Raw genomic sequence first — 20,656 nt, 5'->3', positions numbered from 1 at the left:
ACAGCAAGGAGGTGGGATCTAATGACCCGTCAGTTTAACCATACCGATCCCACCAAAATATAGCCCCAAAACAGCACCCGCTAACAGAGACTGAGTTAAAGGATCAGTGGATGGGGTTAAGACAGCGCCTAAAATTACCCCTGCTAAAATTACATAGCGCCAACCTGAGAGCATTTTCGCCGATGAGACAATGTTTAAATAGCCCAAGATTAACTGAATTACAGGTATTTGAAAGGCTAATCCTGTACTAAATAATAACAACAGAACAAATTCAAAATATTTATCAATAGACCAAGATTGTTCTACCAGATCAGCGCCATAACTAATAAAAAATTTGAGGGCGGCAGGAATAAGGGCAACATAGGCAAAAACCAGTCCCGCAAAGAAAAGAATACTCGATCCTAATACCACTGGTCCGAGTAAACCACGTTCTCGACGAGTCAGTCCGGGTAAAACAAATTGAATAACTTGATAGAGAATAAAGGGACTCGCTACCACTATTCCACTATATCCAGCGACTTTTAAAGAAACAAAAAAGAATTCACCTGGGGCGAGTTGAAGAAATTTTACCCCTTGGGCCGGCATTTCTAGGATTTGAACTAGAGGTCTAACAAAAATAAAACACCCGATGACTCCAACAAGCACAGCAATTAAAGCATAAAAGATCCGCATTCGCAGTTCTTCGAGATGATCGAAGATAGACATCTCCACTTCATCGGGTATTTCATCTAGATAAGGGGTGTAATCATGTTCGGAAGTTTGTGTGTCTGTTGGTAACATCTTTATTCGCTTATTGATTTAACGGTTCGATAACTGCGGCTTTTAAGCAGAGTGGCTTTAAGTTAGTAATTTTTTATGGCTTTATCTGTCTAGTATAGCTATCATTTGTTCAAACTTAGAGGGGCAGGCACGGGGGCACTGCCGCTACCATTTAATTAAATCTAACAATGACTTCGGTTTGACTCAAATGAGATGTATCTCCTTTTAAAAGCATTTCCCAGGTATGAGTATTACGGACTATTTTAACTAAGCAGCATAAAGACGCTTGAATCTGAGGATTCCCCTCAACTAATCCCCAAGTTGCCCCTAAAACTGATGCACCATGACCCACTAATAAAATATCTTCGCTGAATTGTGTTACTAATTGTCTGGCTGTTTCTGCGCTGCGCCGCATCATGGTTTCTTCGCTTTCGGGATACTGGGGAATAACGCGAGAGGTATAGCGCCAATCAATCCGAGGATACTCTAATTGTAATAATTCTTTAGGGTGGGTTTGGGGGGCTTCCGTCATCCATGCAGGATTTAGCCATTCACTCAGTCCGGCTTCGAGTTTAATGGGTAAATCCAAAGCTTCGGCGACTTGGTTGGCTGTTTGGATGGTTCTTAAAAAGGGGGATGCAAAAATATGAGCGATATTTTCTGATTTTAAACGTTGTCCTAGTTGTTGGGCTTGGATAATTCCATCTTCAGATAAGGGGGGATCATAGCGCCTGATAGCTGTATTGAACCATTCAGGGTTAACAAAGTCTAAGCGGTTTCCGTGTCTAGCGATCCAAACAGTTTGATTGACCATGAGAGAATAAAGCTCTAAAATAATTATTTGAACCCCTCTAACTAGAGCTTTACTAGAGAAATACTCGAGTCTAGTCAAAGGGCTAGAACCTTGAAATTTCAAGAATTACAGCTATTATGGTACTGCAAAAACTCAGCTATGGGAAAGTCGAGCTAAATTTTTCTTGAGAGATATAAAAAAATTTTCCGAAAACCTTTCTAGTTTCTGTGAAGTGATGAATAGTTATTATTAAAAAGTTTTGCCATACTGTCATAGATTTAGCCGCCCTTTTCTAGAAAAAAATAACGGTTACTGAAAAACTCATCAACAAAACTAGATCAGTGCCTCGATGGCAACAAAATGCTGAACGGAACTGATACTATAGTGGTTGGCGGGGGTTAGTTAATCTGTTCTATAACTTCCGATATACAAATTATTGACCCTGAAATGGGAATACTAAAGATAAAAGATAAATTCTACTAACATTCCGCTTATGAAAGCAACAAAAACATTTTTTCAAGGCTTCACCATCACCGCCAGAGAGAGCAACGGACTCTACAGTGCTATTGCCATCAGTAATCGAGCCTCTACGCCAAAGGTTTACGGATTATCCAGCGAAGAAGCCATAAGAGCCTGTAAACTTCAAATTCTTAAATATTTAGCCTCTACCAACCGTAAACCCTGTATTGTTGCTCAAGATAATTATGTACTATTTCTGAATCTTCCCGCACAGTTAGCTTTAAAAACAACTCAAACAGCCGGACTCAGTGTCGAAGCCGTATTTTTACACCTCCTCAATCTTAAACCATCTCTACAAATTATAGGATTATTAGAATCGCCGCCCATGAGAATGATTGCTTTTAAATAGAATAAATAAATTAGTTCAAGTCTGTAATTTATGAAAAAATCCTTATGCAACGTCTCAAAAATTGTTCTCAGGAACTTTAACCGCACTAAATAAGACTATATTTTAGGCAACTTAATCAAGAGTTTTAAGCCATAACTATTAAGTCGGGTTGCCTCTAAGCTCCTTTGGCTTTATATTTTATTTTAAACTGCCACTGATATAAAATAAAAATTTAATGACCATCTCTCCTCTAAAAGTCTTTTTTAATCGTAAGATGGCATCCCTTCTGTTCTTGGGAATTGCTTCTGGTTTGCCTTTATTTTTAACCAGCCGCACTCTACAAGCTTGGATGACCCTGGAAAAAGTTGACCTCAAATCCATAGGTCTATTTAGTTTAGTAACCTTACCCTATTCTCTTAAATTTCTTTGGTCGCCGCTATTAGATCGCTATATCCCGCCTTTTTTGGGTCGCCGTCGCGGATGGATATTACTGACACAAATTGGGTTAACCTTTGCTATTGCTTTGATGGCTTTGCAACAGCCACGACAATCTCTACAACTGATCGCCATTAACGCCTTTCTAATTGCTTTTTTAAGTGCTAGTCAAGATATCGCTTGTGATGCTTATCGTACCGATATCTTAGAAGGAGAAGAAGAAGAGGGAGCCGGTGCATCAGTATGGGTTTTAGGCTATCGAATAGGACTGTTAATTATTGGCTCATTAGCTTTTATTTTAGCGGATCAAATCCCTTGGCAAGGGGTTTATTTATGTTTAGCCGGGTTAATGGCACTCTGTATTATTCCCACCTTTTTAGCACCAGAACAAAAGCTTAAAACTCGTCCTCCTTCGACTCTTGCTAAAGCTGTGGTTTTACCCTTTAAAGAATTTTTTCGGCGTAAGGGTTGGCTCCAAGCGGGTATCATTCTCTTGTTTATTATCTTCTATCGCTTCGGAGATGGCCTGATTAACAATATGGCTACCCCTTTTTTAATCCAAACTGGCTTTAGTCAAGCCTATATAGGTACTATTCAAGGAGGAATGGGACTTTTAGCCACCATTGTGGGTGCTTTATTGGGCGGCGTAATGGTTACTCAGTTAGGAATTAACCGTTCTCTGTGGGTTTTTGGTGGACTGCAAGCCCTCAGTAATGCGGCTTATTGGGTTCTTTCCCTTGTGGGTAAAGATTCTACAACGATGGTGTTAGCGATTAATATTGAAAATTTTTGTGGGGGAATAGCCACAGCCGGCTTTGTCGCTTTTTTGATGAGTCTGTGTAATCCTCGCTTTTCAGCAACCCAATTTGCTCTACTATCTAGTTTGATGGCTGTTAGTCGAGACATTTTAGTGGCTCCTGCCGGGGCAATTGCTCAACAGACGGGTTGGTCGTTATTCTTTTTGTTATCGATTGTGGCATCATTGCCCGGATTTCTTTTATTACCTTGGTTTGCACCTTGGAATGAGCGAGTCATTCCTTTACCTCGTCCGGGTTTAAAGTAAAACAATTTTACTGGGCTGGAAAAGCAACATATTTGCCCCCAAGCCCTTCTAAAATAGTCTGAGTATTGCTGATAAGCATTTTCGGGTAACTATCACCACTAGATCCCGGTTCGCCTAAACTATCAGAATATAGCTCCTGTTGTGCAATCTTCACCCTAGCATCCCTAGCAACAGCTTGAATCAGCTTAGGATTAACCACAACTTCGGCAAAAATCGTCGGGACATGACTCGCTTTAACTTCATCTACTAATTCTTTCACTCTAGCGGCTGTGGGTTTTTCATCAGTGCTTAACCCTTGTAATGCTCCTGCTACCGGAATTCCATAGGCATTCCCATAGTATCCTAGTGCATCGTGTGTGGTGATTAATTGGCGGTTATTTGGGGGAATTGTAGCAATTTGAGTTTTAATCCAATTGTGGATTTTTATTAATTCCGTCTTCAGCTTTTCAGCATTTTGATGATATAAAGCCGCTTTGGCTGGTTGTAATGTCTCGAGATGACTCTCAATGACTTCTACCATCTGCACACCATTTTCTGCATTATGCCAGACATGAGGGTCCGGCAGTTGCTCACCTTGGGCTTGTTGGTGATGATGTTCTTCTCCTAATAAAGGCTTAGGCACCGCTTCCTCGGCGACGGCTACTTTTGGTGCAGGGTTAGAAGCCGCTTTAATAAGTTTAATGAGTTCTGGTTCTAAACCATAACCCGAGTATAAAATCAGCGACGCATTTTCAATGGCTCTGCGGTCTTCTGGCAAAGGTTGATACAGATGAGCATCTATGCCGGGTTTAAGCAGACAGGTTAGATTAATGCTATCCTGGGCTATTCTCTTAGCTAGATCACAAATTACAGTGGTTGTTACTACTACTGAGGGAGTTTTGCCAGTGGTAGGAGATGTTAGACTAGAACTAGAATTCTCTTGATAAGTTGTATTAGATGTGCCACAACTGGCCATCATCCCTGCTATCAAAACAACGCCTGTAGTTTGCCAAATTTGTCTAGAGAAGATATTCATAATGATTGTTATCTCTAGGATACACACTTTAAAGTATAATGATTATCATTATCATACAAGACTAAATTAAATATCAGTTGTCATGTTAGAAGTTGAGCATTTAGCCGTTAACTACCGAGGATTGCGGGGACTCGAGGAAGTTAGTTTCCGTATTGAACCGGGGCAACTGGTAGGAGTGATAGGGCCGAATGGGGCTGGTAAAAGCACGATGTTCAAAGCCATGCTAGGATTAATTCCGATGGTCAATGGTCAAGTGAAATATTGTACTTGTCCGTTGTGTCGGCAATTAGAAAGAGTGGCCTACCTACCTCAGCGTTCACAGATTGATTGGGATTTTCCCATTACCGTGTGGAATGTGGTCATGATGTCGAGAACTCGTCACCTCGGTTGGTTTAAGAAACCGAAAGCGAGTGATGATCAAAAAGTCAAAGCCGCCTTAGAACAGGTAGAAATGCTCTCGTTAAGCTCTAGACGCATCGGAGAGTTATCAGGAGGGCAGCAACAACGAGTATTTTTAGCCAGAGCTTTAGCGCAAGAGGCTGATATTTTTCTCTTAGATGAACCCTTTACTGGGGTGGATCAAAAAACAGAAATGATCATGTTCGATGTGTTTGCTCAACTCAAAAGAGAAGGAAAAATTTTGCTAGTGTCGATTCATGATTGGGGACAGACGATGACTCAATTGGATCGTCTTTTGCTGTTGAATCGCTCTCTAATTGCTGACGGAACGCCGCAGCAGGTGATGACACCAGAAAACTTACAACAAGCTTACGGAATGAATTTACATAGCCCCCCGTTAGAAAACTGGGATAATCATCTTATTTGTTAAAGCTAGTTATGAGTCATTAGTCATGAGTTATTGTACTTATTAATCTTAATGCTAAATTTCCTATTAGACCCCCTTAATTATGAGTTTATGAGAAATGCCCTAGCCATCGCTATGATTGTGGGATTACTCTGTCCAGTGGTGGGAAGCTATTTAATCGTTCAGCGTATGGCACTTTTGGGGGATGTCATTGCTCATTGTGTTTTACCGGGACTTTCTATTTCTTTTTTCTTGGGTATAGATATTTTAATTGGGGCCTTTACTTCAGGAATTTTAGGAGCATTTTTAATTGCTTGGATTCGTTCCCAGTCTCGCATTAAAGTTGATTCAGCGATGGCTTTAACTTTCTCGTCGTTTTTTGCCCTAGGAGTTACACTAATTAGTGTTTTAAAAAATAAACTCGATCTCGATAGCTTTTTATTTGGGGACATTTTAGGAGTCACCCTTACCGATATCACTCGCACACTAATTATTACTTTGTTAATTCTATTGACAATTAAACTCTTTTATAAAGAACTTTTGTTTTATGTTTTTGACCGTAATGGGGCACAAGCGCTCGGTTTACCGATTAATACTATTTATACAGGCTTTATGGTAGTGATTACTCTAACCATTATTGCCAGTATGCAAGCTGTTGGCGTGATTTTAGTGATTTCTTTACTGGTGGGTCCGGCTTTAGCCGCTTATCTTTTAGTCAAAGAACTGCATCAGATGATGATGGTGGGGGCAGTGATTGGTATGATAGCCAGTGTAGCAGGAGTTTATCTCAGCTACTACTACAATTTACCCTCGGGTCCGGCCATCGTGCTAGTTTCCTCAACACTGTTTTTAGTGGCATTATTTTTTAGTCCCTCTCAAGGACTGTTGACGGGTAGTGAGATGTTTGCTCGTTGGTTTCGCCGTAATCACTGAATATTTAGGATGAGTTGCCTTAGTCAAACAAATATTGTTCGTATTGTGTTCCCTTTAAAATACTGACAATTTCTTCGTAGTTTTCCACCGTATTAGATAACTTCCGAGAAAGAATTTTTTTCTGGTTTAGGGTAACATCAATCGGCTCAACTTTTAAAAATTCAAAAATTTTTTTAGTCAATTCTCTTTGAGATTCCGGTGAAGCAAAATATTCTTCATAAGATATATTAAAAATAAACTTTTGCTCCAAATTTTCAATTAAATCAAATTGATCTTTTTTTTCTTTTTCGAAGATATTTAATCTTTCTAAAATTCCTTCAGGATTTAAATAAATTTTTATTTTTCCTAGTTTTTTCTGTGTGGACACAATACCAGTTGTTGTCATTGCCTCTATAGATACTAATCGTGCTAGAGAGTTTTCTCGGTATAAATTAATTACAAAAATATTTTTTTTGGAGGCTAAGTAGTTGTCTATATTTCTTCTAAAAAAATTTATACTAAATTCTTTTATTCCTAAACTTTTGATTTGTTTATAACTTTTAAAATTGATTTTTTCTTTTCTCTTTATTTTAGAATAGGCTGAGTAAATTTGGGCTGCATTGAAAAAAAATTTACTATTATACATATAATCTAAATAGCTTTCGCTGGACATTCTATATTTAAAAAATTTATCATAAATCATATATGGCACAGTCCATTCTCCTAAAACTTCTCCATAATTAGTTATGTGAGGATGTGAATTCAAAACTCCACTAATATAATTACTTCCGCTACGCCCATTGGTTAAAATAATATGTTTATTCATTAATCAAAATTCTCTAAAAATTGGTTAATAAATATTATATGAATGTCAATTAAAAGTCAAGACTATCAATGGGCTGAGTTTTTTGATTTTTTTTCTTTTTGTTAAAGATGCTCATGCTCTTTCAGGAATAACAATATTTCCTACCTCACAAACAACTCGAAACCCTGTATAGGGGTTACATTGATCTCGTTTTTCTAATCTACGAGCCGCCGAGCGACAGTCATCAGGAAGACCGATCCATGCACCACCTCGCACAGGAGAGGATACTCGATAATTTTGGTCTTTATTTTTAATCCATGCCTTGCCATCAGTAGGAGCATCTTGATAATTATCATGCCAAGTATCTGCACACCATTCCCCTATATTCCCATGTAAATCGTATAATCCAAAAGCATTGGGCGGAAATTGATTAACGACGGTGGTTTGGTGTCGGTCTTCTCCTTTAGGCTCTCCAGCATAACTAAAAATCCCTTTATAATTAGCGAAATCTGTAGTAAGGGTTTCACCCAAATAAAAAGGGGTATTAGTGGTGGCACGAGTGGCATATTCCCATTCAGCTTCTGAGGGCAGTCGATATTCTCGTTTACTGACAACCGAAAGCCTCTGACAAAACTCTACCGCATCATACCAAGAAACATTTTCGACGGGGCGGTTATCTCCTTTAAATTTTGACGGCTCAAGATTAAGAGAGCGCTTGACTTTTGGTAACATAGCGACCGCTTTCCATTGTGCCTGAGTGATGGGATATTTAGCCATGAAAAAAGGTTGAATAATCACTTCATGTTGGGGTTTTTCTTGATCTTTTCCTTCTTCGGCGGGGCTGCCCATAGTAAATATTCCACCTGAGAGGTAGGTCATGTCCAAATGAATATTATTACTCAATTTTTCGATAAAATATTGGGCTGAATATTCTCGACTATCAATAATATTTCCCTTGTTATCTAAAGTCGGAGTTGGAAATTTATCTCTATTAAATTCGAGAACTTGGAGAGATGAAATCGTTTCACTCAATTTTGAGGTTGAAAGCTTTAAACGGGAGCGAATCAACAATAATACTACTATTCCTATTAGTCCAACGCTTCCTCCAAAAATTAACAGTTTATCCAGAAAATTCCCCTGTAATTTGGCTGATGGCTGAGGTGTTTGAGCCATGTAAATATTCAAGGGTTTTGTTGAAAAATCAATAGACTGTATATTAGGATTAACATTGTGATAGAGAGTAACTGCCGCCTTAGATTTTTGACACCCAGTTACACTTAGGACAGCCATCGCCCAGCAAATCAGGACGAAATTATAATGGTAGAGTCGCATTTGATCTAGTTTTCCTCTCTAACCCCTGATCTGATTTCTCTTTCCATCTTATCTTTTGATCAGTTAATCAGTAATGGGGAAATTAAGTAAACCTCAAAATGTAAAGAATTGTAAATTCCTCAACAATGCCTCAGCCGCTTATTTTTGGTAGAATAACATAGCATTAATGAGCGCAGAACTCTATGAAAGCGATTGTCATGACTGAGTCCGGTGCCCCGGACGTGCTGCAACTACAAGATGTCCCTCAACCAAAAATTAAAAACCCCACTGAAGTTTTGATCAAACTTAAAGCGGCAGGAATCAATCCTGTTGATACTAAAATCCGCACCCGAGGAACCTTTTATCCGCAGCAAATGCCCGCGATTTTAGGCTGTGACGGGGCGGGAATTGTCGAAGCTGTAGGCGCAGAGGTAGAAAAGTTTAAACCCGGAGATGAGGTTTATTATTGTGCTGGGGGTTTGGGTAAACCCGATACCGGAAATTATGCAGAATATACAGTAGTAGAGGCACATTTACTCACTCATAAACCAAAATCATTAACTTTTGCCGAAGCCGCATCAGCGCCTTTAGTCTTGATTACAGCTTGGGAGGCGCTTTATGATCGAGCTAGACTACAGGCAGGGCAAAAGGCACTTATCCATGCTGGTGCTGGTGGTGTAGGCCATGTAGCCATTCAGTTAGCGAAACTAAAAGGCGCAGAGGTGGCTACAACCGTTAGCAATCAGGATAAAGCCAGATTAGCGCGTCAGTTTGGGGCAGATTATCCGATTATTTACACACAAACGGATTTTGTTAAGGCGGCTTTGGATTGGACTGACTCTCAAGGGGTAGATGTCGGCTTTGATACGGTGGGCGGAAAAACCTTTTTTGAGACTTGTCCAGCCATTAAGGTATATGGAGATTTAGTCACGATTTTAGAACCGGATTATGCTTTAGGAACCTTAAAAGTTGCTCGCAATCGGAATTTACGGATTAGTTTTGAATTAATGTTAAGTCCAGCTTTAATGGGGCTTCGTCGTGCCCTTGAATATCAAGCGGAAATTCTGGCTCAATGTGCTACTTGGATAGACGAAGGTAAGCTGAAAATTCATCTGAGTCAAACTTTTCCTTTAGCTGAAGCCGCACAAGCTCATCAACAAATTGAAAGCGGTTCGACAACGGGAAAAATTGCTTTATTAATTGATAATTAAAGGCTGTTGGCTTGGTTAATAAACCATTCCCTAGCAGCAATTGTAACCGCTTTATTGACTTGTTTCTATGTCATACCAGAAGCTTCAAGCTCGGCGGTTGATTCTTTTTGGATATCGCGCCCAACCCAACCCAAAAAAAGCCCTAGGGATTTGAGATCGGCAACTCCTTGGCATACTTCCACAAGGCCCTGTTCTAAACGTGCTGGAGTTTTGAACTTCAAATAAACTGAAAATATTATTATAAAGTAATAATCTATACTGCTCAGATAAAAAAAGCCGCTAAGATTAAAAGGTTAAATATTGAAATAGATGACAAGTCTTAGGGGATTAAAACATAAATGAATTCAACTCAACTGCGACTTTTTCCCATTAGAGAGGGAAGACTTGGTGGCTTTAGTGCCAGTTTAGATAGGGAACACTAATAGCTAACAAACATTACAGCAAAAGGTTAAAATAGAATAGATAAAGAGATAAAACAGCTAGTTTGGTGTGAGGAAAAAGAATGAAACTTGGAAGCGAAGCCCATAAAGAACTGTTCTGTCGCAGCTTTATGGAAAGTCATTTAGAATATGAACCCGAAACCATCCCTTGGCCAGAGCTAGACGGAGTTGCCCTTGAGCGGCTACAGGGGATTCCTTTCTGGTTGGAGGCGTTGAAAACCGAACGCAATGCGGGTAATATGGTCACGGCTTTGGCAGAAACCATTGAAGATCCGATGATTCGAGAAGCGATCGCCCTGCAAGGCCGAGAAGAAACTCGTCACGCCCGATTGCTTGAATTTCTGATTAAACGTTACCACATCTCTCTTCAAGAGCCTCCTGCTAAACCTTTACCCCAAAACATAAAAAGTGCTTTTATTGAATTTGGGTTTTGTGAATGTTTAGACTCTTATTTTGCCTTTGGGATGTTTGATATCGCTCGTCAAGCGCAATATTTACCCGAAGCATTCTTTACCATTTTCGATCCCATTCTCCATGAAGAAGCCCGCCATATAGTCTTTTTTGTCAACTGGTTTACTTATCTCCAAATCAATCAAGGGCAGGGGTGGAGCGGCTTGAGGGCGATGAATACCCTTTGGGGCTATAAAAGAGCAGTACAGGACTTAATTAATATCTTTGGTGTTGGTGGCGAAGAACAGCGCTTTACCACCAGTGGGGCAAACAGTTTTATGGATAATTTAACCCCTGAGTTATTTTTCTCGACTTGTTTGCAAGAAAACACTAAACGGATGAGTGTTTTTGAGCCAGAGCTATTAAGACCTGAATTAATGCCCAAAATTTCTCAACTGGCGTTAGGTGTTTTAAAACTTTTACCGAAGGGACAACCCACGCCGGCAACACAAGCTAGGTAATGGAAAGCCTTTTGATAGCCAACCCTGTCTATCAGGGCAAACTAATAAATATTTATAAAACCTTAATGATCAGTCATCGGTAATGAAACATCGGTGACTTGTAGTTCTCTATTGTCCTTGGGAGTACCTTTGTAAACGTGAAAAACTTCTTTTTGTTAACATCTATGGTGTTAACTCAGGTTTTGGGTGATATTTGGCTAAGTCGAGGAATGAAAGAATTTGGTGCAGCCAATCTTTTTGATCTATCCGGCTTGGTGGCTTTGATCCTTTATCTAATGACTAGCCCTTGGATCTGGCTAGGGATAATTACTCTGGTTACTTCTTTATTGCTGTATTATATAGCCGTTTCGCGGCTGGATTTAAGTTTTATTGTGCCTGTAAATGCTTCTAGCTATGTTTTTAATGCTCTACTGGCTTGGATAATACTAAAGGAACAAGTTTCTCTGATTCGTTGGATGGCGGCTCTAACGATTACTTTAGGTGTTTTTATTGTGAGTATCAATAAGAACCTCAAGACTCGAAAAGCGATGGCAGAAGCCATTGAACAGCGATCTAAGTCATGGTTCAAGCGCTCAATTTTTTTCTTATTCCCGTTAAGTATTTCTATTCCCAAAACTTGGTTATTTGTGTTTATAGTCGCTTTTTCTGATGGTTTTGGGGATCTTTTTAATGCGATGGGGATGAAGAAGATCGGAGCAATTGAGTTAGCGCCTTTACCGGAAATGCTAGAAGTGGTGAAAAAAATTATCACTAATCCTTGGATTATACGAGGCATTATTTGTCAAACCATCGCTTTTTTAAGTTTTGTATGCGCTTTGAGTTGGGCTGATATTAGTTTTGTTAGGCCGGCTACCGCTCTCACTTATATTATTAGTTTGTTGGGGGCGCGTTTTGTTCTTAAAGAAAGAATAGACATGGGGCGTTTTGTCGGGATTATTATTGTTGGGATTGGAATTGGGATGATTGCGTTTGATCATGGTATTAGCCATTAGACTTTAGAAAGTAGATCACATGAGCGTTTTAATATGAGCGGCTAAGCGAATTGCCAAAGCAATAATAGTCAAAGTTGGGTTGGCATAACTGCCGGTGGGAAAGACCGAGCTACCAGCAATAAATAAATTAGAAATGCCGTGAACTTGGCAATTTTCATTAACCACGCCTTGCTTAGGATCTAAGTGCATACGGGTTGTTCCGATATGATGAGAACTACCAGGCACTAACGGTAAAGTTCTTTGAAAATCTAGTTCTTCCTCATCAATGAAAAGTTCCCCAAAACCCGAAAGAGCAAATTCTTTTTGCAGAATCTTTTGGGTTTTTTGAATACTTTTAATGTCAATATCTCTTAGACGACGTTCTATTTTAATTTTTCTATAACCCAGTAGATCAAGTTCTTCGCTTAACCTAACGCGATTATTAAAATCTGGTGCTTGCTCAACCAGATGCTGTATTTCAAAGAGAGCAAATTCTTGTTCTTTGTTAGGTAAGCTTGACCATCCTCCTTCGGCTATAGAGGCGTAATAGAAGGGTCGTCTAGTTATTTTTCTGGGAATAGCATGAACAATATGTGTTAACTTGCCCCCAATTAAGCGATTTAAATATCTTGCCATATTTGGGTAAATTTTTTTCTGTTTCAAAGAACTTTGTAAAATCTCCAAGGCTCGGAGAGACATTCTTTGTAGATGGTAAGTTTTGTATCTAGGAATTAAATAGGTTGCTGTGTTTAAAAGTTGTTGTTCACGCATTGTCTGTTGCGTTAGGGCAAGTTTTCCCATGATGGGTATCCCTTTAACACAGCGTAAATCATAAAAAATTGTTTGATCAAAAATCTTTTTTGTGCTAGGAAGCAACATACCACAATAAATCATAAAGTGATCCATAAAGAATCTACCCACTAAATCATGTTGATTGCCTAGACCTGTTTTCTGCGTTTGATTAGATAGTAACAATAAGCGAGCATTTTCAAGCCCACCTGTGGCTAAAATAAAGGTCTTAGCTTTCACCCAGAATTGATTACCATTTAAAGTTGCCACCTTAACCCGAAGGACAAGATTAGCCGTGTCATTGGTTTCTATGTTGACCACGTTGGCTTTAAGATAAGTGGTAATATTGGGCGCTGCTTTGATGTCCTTGAGGTAGTTTTGCAGAAAAACGTCACGCGCTCCAAACTGAAATACCGTCGTGATGACTTGATTTCCCTTAAACTTTATTTGACGACCCTCGTTATCTTCCCAAGTGGTTGCTTCATAGTTATAGGGGCCTATTTGGCAAAAGCTGTGAGCTTTTTCATAAAATGGATCGAGATGGCTTTTACTAAACGGCCAGCCACTATAGGGTAGCCAATCTCGCTTTTCAAAATCAATTTCATCGAAGGGAGCATATCTAATCCCCTGTTTGCCATTGCCAATTTGAATCCCCCATTTATTACATGTCCCCCCAAATTGTCTAGCCCGCAAGTGGTAGGGACGCAAGGGTTCTCCTATTTCGCCATCACATAGGGATTGAGTGGCTTGGTCAAATTCAAAAGTACCACTTTCTAGAAGGATAACCCGAAAGTCTCCTCCGATAAACTCTTTAGCTAAAGTGATTCCTGCCGGTCCTGTTCCAATAATACAAATTTCTGTTTCGAGAGTTTCATCTCTGGGTAATTTACCAGCATCAAAAATCATATCAGGATAGGATTTAATCTTAAATATATAGATGTTAAAACTTTAACACTTTACCCAGCTAATGTCACTTATTCTACAGTTTTCACCCAAATGCCAAGCTATACATGGCTTTTAACATTAACTTGATAACGTTAAATGTTTTGAGGACAACTGAACTTTTAAAATCTCTTTTAACTTATGCTGAGACTCTCGATCAAAAATAGTAATCGCCGGAATACCTGTCATGTTTTCCACTAAAGCCACCCCGGCCGTTGTATCAGTTACAATACCACTAATAACATTGGGTTGCAAGCCAAACTCATGAATCGCGCCGATAACTGCATAGGGATCACTTGCACATAAAACCGTACAGCAAATTTGATTTTTGATCTCTTCTAATACCACTTTGCCATTGTAGGGTTCAAATGGTGAAGCCCCGACTTCAGCGATTACTACATCGGGTTTTTCGGCGGCAATTCTACTGAGTAATTGACGAACATAACTGCGAAATTCTTCTGCTAGACAAACCGAAGAGGGTAAACCGATATCAACAAAATCAAATATTTTATCGGCTCCGGCATCTTGCATAGAAAGAATATCATGATATTGTCCGGCTCCGGCTAATTTAGCCGCCACAATTTTTAATCCCGCTTGTTTGAGAAGCCGAATAATGACTCGTGCGGTGGTAGTTTTTCCGCAAGACATAGAAGTGCCAAGCATAAGAATTGTCGGGCAATTATAGGGCACAGGAGCAACATAAGGCACAAAATCTTGCATACAAACTTTGTGATTTTGCCGCCAAACATGACCTTGATATTTCATCGGCGGTAAATTGTTTAAGAGAAAAGAAATAGAGGTGGCTTTGCCAAATAATCCTCCTTCGGTGAGGGCTTCCATATAACCATCTTTGTCAATATGTTGCCAGTCTCCCACCGCTTCTAAGGTAGCTCGCCGCATACCAAAGGCCCCAACGATTTGATCTCCTTCTAATACCTCTACCATACGCCCAGTAACTAACTCAATAATGGCAGTTTTTCCGAGCGGCGAAATAATTTCACCCACGACATAATCGCCGGTTGCCCATTGTTCTCTAGGAATGGGTTTTACTTCAAAAGGTTGAGCGGCTAAATCTGAGATCCTGGTTAGGGAGGTAAAAAAATACTTGTTGAACATAATTTTACGGGTTATTAAATAAATGAACAAAAGTCTAGTTAAGGGTGAAATTACGCAAGAGGCTTTCAGATCTTTAAATTTTCTAAATATGATTAATTATTGTTAAGGGTTTTTTCCCACAATAAACGGGATAATAAAGCCGTCCTATCAACCATTGACTTTAAATCGACAAATTCCCCTAACGAATGGGCCTCATCTCCCACAGCGCCTAAGCCATCTAAAGTAGGACTATAAATGCTGGTAAAATTGCCATCGGAAACCCCGCCTGCCGTTACTTCATCTATTTCAAATCCAAGCTCTAAAGCCGCTTGTTGAGCCAGTTGCCAGAGTTTTTCATTACCTGGGGTTTTTTCCATCGGCAGGCGATCAAATCCTCCCTCTATAATTAACTCGATGCCGGGTACAGTGGGTTCTAAATGACGGATGGCTTGTTCAATATATTCTGCATCTTCAGGATGTAAGATTCTCACATCTACCACCGCTTTACTGGCCGGTGCAATCACATTAGGGCGAATTCCCCCATCAATTAAGCCTACATTAACCGTAATGCCTCTTTGGGGATTATTGAGGGCAAATAATTTTTGGATGAGATAAGATAATTCTAGAATGGCACTAATGCCTTTTTCGGGGGCTAATCCGGAATGGGCGGCTTGTCCCTTGACTCGAATCATAAATTCGCCGATGCCTTTACGCCGCGTTTTTAATTTTCCCTCACTTCCATAAGACGGTTCCATGACCCAGGTGCGCTCAACCCTCATAGCAAGACGCTGTATTCGGTTTTTTGATTCAAAAGAGCCGATTTCTTCATCGGAATTGATAAAGACAATGGGGGCGACTGTGGGTTTTAAATCACTAGCGATTAAAGCTTCGATGGCAAACAGCATAAAAACTAAGCCGGCTTTCATGTCATAAGACCCGGGTCCATATAATTTCCCTTGCCGCACTTGTAGCGGCATTTTTTCGAGGGTTCCCAAGGGCCATACTGTATCTGAATGACCCAATAATAGTTGCAAAGGTTGAGGTTTTGAGTGATGGCGAGGAATGGCTAAAAGCTGTCCGCCTGTGGTTTGTCCTCGAATCCGTCGTACTCTGTAACCGAGTTGGTGATAGGTTTTTTCTAAAAGGTCAAATACGGGTTGTTGAGAGTGCGGCTCAACAGAAGGCGATTCGAGTCTGACTAATTGTTGCAACAACTCTGTCATTTCTCCTTGACGGGTGTGGAGATAGTCTCTGAGTTGGTGCGCGATGGCTTTAATCATCTTTTAAATCCAACGTGAAAGGGAAATGACTGACTTTGTTCAATGCTGGTAAAACGTCCTGGTGAAAGATAGGCTAATAAAGGGTTTTTGTGAATAATGTCTTGATCGTCGAGGTCTTTATCTCGTAAGGCTTCTTTTTGCACTTGCGCGGCGACAATTTTGCCGGCAATTAAGCTATTTTCTCCAAACCCGTCAATAATACGCTCTAATTCACACTCTAACCAGAGATAAGCATTCAAGAGCAACACTCCCTCAACTGTCGATGCTTCAACTATCGGAATTGCTTGCAAAGAGAGTTTCACCCTGTTGTCACAGCGAGGGGTTGCTGCCAAACTGGTGAATAAGATCTGATCGGGTGTGGGAAAGCTAACGGTAAAAACTTTTTCTCGTTTGATATTTTGATAGGTTCGATGACGTTCTGTGCAGATAAAGCCAAAATAGTTATCCCAACTTAAAGGCATGGCCAAATGTTTAGGGGCTAAATCATAGCTTCCATCGGCTTCTTTTGTGCCCACAATAATTAGGGGAGATACACAAAAGAAACGTTCCCAGATGGGATAATGGAGATCCAAGGGAATGAGTTGTTTTTGATTAAGTCGGTCCATTGATTTAAGGTTTAATTATTTAGCTGTGATCCACCAGAACGGACCGGTTTCTGTGCAGGAGTCATCATTTTTTTCATTGTCATAAATGACGCACCCATCCTCTGACAAAATCAGGGATTCTCCTAAACGCACAAAGGAAATAAAGGGTTCTAAGTAACGGACAGATTCATCTTGATGACAAGCTGATAAAACCTTTTGGGTGTAGTATTCATAACCAACATCCTCAACACTATCATAATAGCGAATCGTCAATTCGTTCCATGCTTGATTAGGAAAATGCTGACGAATTTCGCCTTGTCGGTGAAGGGGAATTTCAGGATTAGATTTAATTAAGGGAGGAGCTTTCATGGTTTATTCTCCTGGGTTAACTCTTTTTTGTTCAGGCAAAATGGTTAGTCTCTCTCAAAAGAGGACTCACTCCATAGGTGAACAGCAATAAAATTAAGGGTCAAGTTAAGAGTCATGAATCAGGAGTTATAGGAGAATTGATAACTTTACATTTATTTACAGAGGAATCTGAATTTATCTACAGGTAGTTATCAGGTTTTGATCAGAGTAGCTTTCTAAATTTTTGACTTTTTTAGGGAAAGAGTCTGGTTCAGAGTTTGATACTCTTTCCTTTTTATTATAACAATAATCTAAGCTTTCTCAATTAACATTTGTTTCGGAGCTATAAACAATGTTAAAGCATTTTTCAGTCAGGGACAACACAGTTCTTATTTTGTACATCTGTATTTATCTGTCCCTTCGCTTCGGTTCTGGGTAAGGTTTATCTGCGGACAATCATTTAAAATCCAACTTTGGTGAGCAATGTTAAGCATTATTTGTTGATCATATTTTCAACATTAACGCCGCATTGCCCACCTACGAGGTTCAATCAGATTTTTTAGACTTTAGCAACCGCACGGGAGGAACGTTCTTTCAGGTAGGCAAAAAACTCTTTTCCTTCCCTTAAACGGCGGCGCAACATTTGAGAATCCCCGAGCATTTCTTGAACGATAGGAATAATAGCACGAGGACGGAAATAAAAACTACGATATAAACGCTCAACGCCTGCCTCAATATCTGCCGATGACAGATCAGGATATTCTAAAGGAGATAATTGAATCCCTGAATTAGCCACTAAATCTTTATTCGTAAACCAGCCATTTTCCTGTGCTTGTCGGTAAAGTTCTGTACCCGGATAAGGCGCGGCAATAGAAACTTGAATGGTATGAGGACTCAATTCACAAGCAAAACGAATGGTTTCGTCAATGGTTTCTTGAGTTTCGTTAGGCAGTCCGATGATAAATGTCCCGTGAACTTTTATGCCTAATTTGTGACAATTTTGCATAAATTTTTTAGCCACTTCTAATTTAATTCCTTTGCGGATACCATCGAGAACTTGCTGATTTCCTGATTCAAATCCCACTAATAGCAGGCGTAAACCATTATTTTTCAGTTGTTTAAGTGTTTCGTAATCTAAATTTGCTCGGGCGTTGCAACTCCAAGTCAGATTCAAGCGCTTAAGATGTTCACTAATGGCAATTGCCCGTTGCTTATCAATGGTAAAAGTGTCATCATCAAACATATATTCGCGCACTTTATCCCCAAACAGAGACTTAGCTTCTGCCATATCCCGCCCTACGGCTTCGGGACTTTTAGCGCGATATTGATGTCCTCCAATAGTTTGCGGCCAGAGGCAAAAAGAACATTTAGCCGGACAGCCGCGCCCTGTATAAAGAGAAACGTAAGGATGCAGTAGATAGCCGATAAAATACTTTTCTATGTCGAGATGTTCGGCGTAAACCGGTAGAACACTCGGCATGGCATCCCAATCATGAATTAAATCCCGTTCGGGTGTATGTTGAATTTTACCCTGTTTGTCTCGGTAGCTGAGTCCTTTGATGTCTTCAAAAGGTTTCCCTTCGGCTAGTTCTTTACAGGTATAATCAAATTCATTGCGGCAGACAAAATCTAGTATCGGGTTGTCTTGCAGGGTTTGCTCTGGTAATACGGCTACGTGTGCCCCAATAAAACCGACTTGGGTTTGGGGGTTTTGCGCTTTAATCGCTTCAGCACATTTTACGTCATTTGTCAAGGATGGGGTACTGGTGTGCATAATAACCAATTCGTAATCCTTGGCAATTTTTAGGACATCTTCGACGCTTTGATGGTGAGGAGGTGCATCAATGAGTTTACTGCCGGGGACTAGGGCGGCCGGTTGGGCTAACCAGGTAGGATACCAAAAGGAGGTGATTTCTCGTTTGGCTTGATATCTTGAACCGGCACCCCCATCAAAACCGTCAAAAGACGGTGGACTTAGAAATAGGGTTTTTTTCATAATTTCTCCTCACTACTATTTATCTTAATATAGTTAATTTATTGATGGTTTACAATTGTTTTTTTATTTGGCGCAAAGGAGGCAAAAGGGAAAGGGGTCAATTTTTTAATTAGCCTTCGTTGGTGATTTCTAACCATCTTCCCCGCCAATACATCCGTCTTCCTACTGTGCCGCTTAACCAGATAATGAAGCTCATTATGTCTCGAAAGGGTAACAGCCAAAGCCATTTTAAGAGTTTGGGGCTGTTAAAATAGTAGATGGCTATTAATGCTTGAATTAATCTCAGGGATAAGGCGATGGTACTAAACAAAATTGCTAATGAATTGCCGGGGGATAGTAATAGTAAAAGCAGACTATAAACGGTTCCGTAACTAAAAATTAATCCGTAATATTCTGACCCTCGATTTAAGCGAACTGTTCTCGCCCAACGCAATTCTCGCAGGAAAACGTCTTTGATAGTATCGTTAGTACAATCATTGTTGAGAATATATTCGGATAGTTCTACTCGATAGCCTAATTCTGCGGTCATTTTGCCCATTTGGTAATCGTCAGCAATGCGGTTAACTACCCGTTGTAAACCGCCATATTTTTCGAGTATAGTTTTACGAGTTACCATAGTAGGGCCGATGGCAAATTTGATGCCTTTATCTAAAAAACGTGCTACTAATACACTGGGGATAAAATCTAGACAACGCCCATAAGCGGCTAAAGCTGCCCCAAGGGTTTTAGGATTATAATCGAAGTAGCCGCAGGTAACAAGTCCAATGCTAGGATCGGCTAGAGGTGCGGTAACAGTGGTTAAATAATTCGGCGTTACCTGAATATCACTATCAGCTAATACAACGATTTCATGTTGCGAGGCTTCATACAAATACATCATGTTACTGATTTTATGGTTAATGCCTCTAGCAGGTAAATCATAAAAGAGTTGGGCACGTTCGGGATATTGAGCGACAATTTCTTTTAAGATAGGGATAGCTTGATCCTGTTTATCCATTACCCCAAATAAAACCTCATAGTTAGGATAATCTTGTTGGCAAAAAGAACCCCAGTTAGCCGCCGCATCACTATCAAGTCCACAAACTGAAATCAGGATAGATACAGGTTCGTGAAAACTGGGAAAAACCGAGGGGCGATTTCGTTTAAATCCTAGGGTACATAAGGCACAGCCGCTATAAAAAACGATTGATGCGGTGATCAGCAATAATAAGATTATCTGTAAAACAGTTATCATAAGATCAAGTCAGTTTAGGCAAATTGTATCAAGTTTAGTCGTGGGTCATTAGTGATTATGATTAAATAGTCATTAGTCTTTCCCCCTTCCCCCTGTTCCCAGTTAACTAT

At 39.9% G+C, this 20,656-nt stretch carries 19 protein-coding genes; 7 read left to right on the top strand and 12 right to left on the bottom strand.

The window, feature by feature from the left end; all coding sequences use genetic code 11:
• Nucleotides 1–18: 18 nt before the first annotated feature.
• Both tatC and CYAN7822_RS22035 read right to left on the bottom strand, forming a co-directional pair.
• Nucleotides 19–780: a twin-arginine translocase subunit TatC gene (gene tatC / locus CYAN7822_RS22040; protein WP_013324468.1), complete on the bottom strand. Its 762-nt coding sequence runs from the start codon at nt 778–780 to the stop codon at nt 19–21.
• Between the two features lie 151 nt (nt 781–931).
• A complete protein-coding gene (locus CYAN7822_RS22035) occupies nt 932–1,573 on the bottom strand; it encodes a histidine phosphatase family protein (protein WP_041933925.1) in 642 nt (213 codons plus the stop codon).
• Between the two features lie 472 nt (nt 1,574–2,045).
• Between CYAN7822_RS22035 and CYAN7822_RS22030 the strand changes: the two genes are divergently transcribed.
• Both CYAN7822_RS22030 and CYAN7822_RS22025 read left to right on the top strand, forming a co-directional pair.
• The gene (locus CYAN7822_RS22030; RefSeq protein WP_013324466.1) at nt 2,046–2,420 is read left to right on the top strand and encodes a hypothetical protein; all 375 of its coding nucleotides are present in this window, start codon (nt 2,046–2,048) and stop codon (nt 2,418–2,420) included.
• Nucleotides 2,421–2,634: 214 nt separating this feature from the next.
• On the top strand, nt 2,635–3,897 hold the full coding sequence (locus tag CYAN7822_RS22025; RefSeq protein WP_013324465.1) for an AmpG family muropeptide MFS transporter: 1,263 nt from the start codon (nt 2,635–2,637) through the stop codon (nt 3,895–3,897).
• Nucleotides 3,898–3,904: 7 nt separating this feature from the next.
• On the opposite strand, the gene CYAN7822_RS22020 is transcribed toward CYAN7822_RS22025, so the two are convergent.
• Nucleotides 3,905–4,912 carry a metal ABC transporter solute-binding protein, Zn/Mn family gene (locus tag CYAN7822_RS22020; RefSeq protein WP_013324464.1) on the bottom strand — a complete coding sequence of 336 codons (1,008 nt, stop codon included), beginning with the start codon at nt 4,910–4,912 and terminating at the stop codon, nt 3,905–3,907.
• Between the two features lie 82 nt (nt 4,913–4,994).
• Here CYAN7822_RS22020 and CYAN7822_RS22015 point away from each other — a divergent pair, with 82 nt between their 5' ends.
• Nucleotides 4,995–5,741, top strand: a complete 747-nt coding sequence (locus CYAN7822_RS22015) for a metal ABC transporter ATP-binding protein (protein ID WP_013324463.1) — start codon at nt 4,995–4,997, stop codon at nt 5,739–5,741.
• Between the two features lie 48 nt (nt 5,742–5,789).
• Nucleotides 5,790–6,650 (top strand): metal ABC transporter permease, encoded by an 861-nt coding sequence (locus tag CYAN7822_RS22010; RefSeq protein WP_013324462.1) that lies wholly within the window; start codon nt 5,790–5,792, stop codon nt 6,648–6,650.
• 19 nt (nt 6,651–6,669) lie between these two features.
• On the opposite strand, the gene CYAN7822_RS22005 is transcribed toward CYAN7822_RS22010, so the two are convergent.
• Complete coding sequence (locus CYAN7822_RS22005; RefSeq protein ID WP_013324461.1) at nt 6,670–7,455, bottom strand: hypothetical protein; 786 nt, start codon at nt 7,453–7,455, stop codon at nt 6,670–6,672.
• A gap of 111 nt (nt 7,456–7,566) precedes the next feature.
• Complete coding sequence (locus CYAN7822_RS22000; protein WP_245602619.1) at nt 7,567–8,607, bottom strand: formylglycine-generating enzyme family protein; 1,041 nt, start codon at nt 8,605–8,607, stop codon at nt 7,567–7,569.
• Between the two features lie 341 nt (nt 8,608–8,948).
• Here CYAN7822_RS22000 and CYAN7822_RS21995 point away from each other — a divergent pair, with 341 nt between their 5' ends.
• From CYAN7822_RS21995 to CYAN7822_RS21985, 3 genes are all read left to right on the top strand, one after another.
• The gene (locus tag CYAN7822_RS21995) at nt 8,949–9,956 is read left to right on the top strand and encodes a zinc-dependent alcohol dehydrogenase family protein (protein ID WP_013324459.1); all 1,008 of its coding nucleotides are present in this window, start codon (nt 8,949–8,951) and stop codon (nt 9,954–9,956) included.
• Between the two features lie 502 nt (nt 9,957–10,458).
• Nucleotides 10,459–11,307 (top strand): ferritin-like domain-containing protein, encoded by an 849-nt coding sequence (locus CYAN7822_RS21990; RefSeq protein WP_013324458.1) that lies wholly within the window; start codon nt 10,459–10,461, stop codon nt 11,305–11,307.
• A 164-nt stretch (nt 11,308–11,471) separates the two neighbouring features.
• Complete coding sequence (locus CYAN7822_RS21985; protein ID WP_013324457.1) at nt 11,472–12,299, top strand: EamA family transporter; 828 nt, start codon at nt 11,472–11,474, stop codon at nt 12,297–12,299.
• A gap of 15 nt (nt 12,300–12,314) precedes the next feature.
• Here the strand turns inward: CYAN7822_RS21985 and CYAN7822_RS21980 are convergent, their stop codons facing one another.
• From CYAN7822_RS21980 to CYAN7822_RS21950, 7 genes are all read right to left on the bottom strand, one after another.
• The gene (locus tag CYAN7822_RS21980) at nt 12,315–13,973 is read right to left on the bottom strand and encodes a GMC oxidoreductase (protein WP_013324456.1); all 1,659 of its coding nucleotides are present in this window, start codon (nt 13,971–13,973) and stop codon (nt 12,315–12,317) included.
• A 117-nt stretch (nt 13,974–14,090) separates the two neighbouring features.
• The gene (locus tag CYAN7822_RS21975; protein ID WP_013324455.1) at nt 14,091–15,125 is read right to left on the bottom strand and encodes an ATP-binding protein; all 1,035 of its coding nucleotides are present in this window, start codon (nt 15,123–15,125) and stop codon (nt 14,091–14,093) included.
• 92 nt (nt 15,126–15,217) lie between these two features.
• Nucleotides 15,218–16,384: a M20 family metallopeptidase gene (locus CYAN7822_RS21970; protein WP_013324454.1), complete on the bottom strand. Its 1,167-nt coding sequence runs from the start codon at nt 16,382–16,384 to the stop codon at nt 15,218–15,220.
• Nucleotides 16,381–16,989 carry a flavin reductase gene (locus tag CYAN7822_RS21965; protein WP_013324453.1) on the bottom strand — a complete coding sequence of 203 codons (609 nt, stop codon included), beginning with the start codon at nt 16,987–16,989 and terminating at the stop codon, nt 16,381–16,383. Before CYAN7822_RS21965 ends, CYAN7822_RS21970 begins: the two co-directional genes overlap by 4 nt.
• A gap of 15 nt (nt 16,990–17,004) precedes the next feature.
• Nucleotides 17,005–17,337, bottom strand: coding sequence for a hypothetical protein (locus CYAN7822_RS21960; protein ID WP_013324452.1), 333 nt, complete (start codon nt 17,335–17,337; stop codon nt 17,005–17,007).
• A gap of 538 nt (nt 17,338–17,875) precedes the next feature.
• Entirely contained in the window at nt 17,876–19,312 is a 1,437-nt protein-coding gene (gene hpnJ, locus CYAN7822_RS21955; RefSeq protein ID WP_013324451.1) for a hopanoid biosynthesis associated radical SAM protein HpnJ, read from the bottom strand.
• A 109-nt stretch (nt 19,313–19,421) separates the two neighbouring features.
• The gene (locus tag CYAN7822_RS21950) at nt 19,422–20,546 is read right to left on the bottom strand and encodes a glycosyltransferase (protein WP_013324450.1); all 1,125 of its coding nucleotides are present in this window, start codon (nt 20,544–20,546) and stop codon (nt 19,422–19,424) included.
• Nucleotides 20,547–20,656: the final 110 nt, after the last annotated feature.

The sequence above is a fragment of the Gloeothece verrucosa PCC 7822 genome, assembly GCF_000147335.1.
Taxonomy (GTDB): Bacteria; Cyanobacteriota; Cyanobacteriia; order Cyanobacteriales; family Microcystaceae; genus Gloeothece; species Gloeothece verrucosa.
This window is presented reverse-complemented; position numbering and strand designations above follow the sequence as displayed.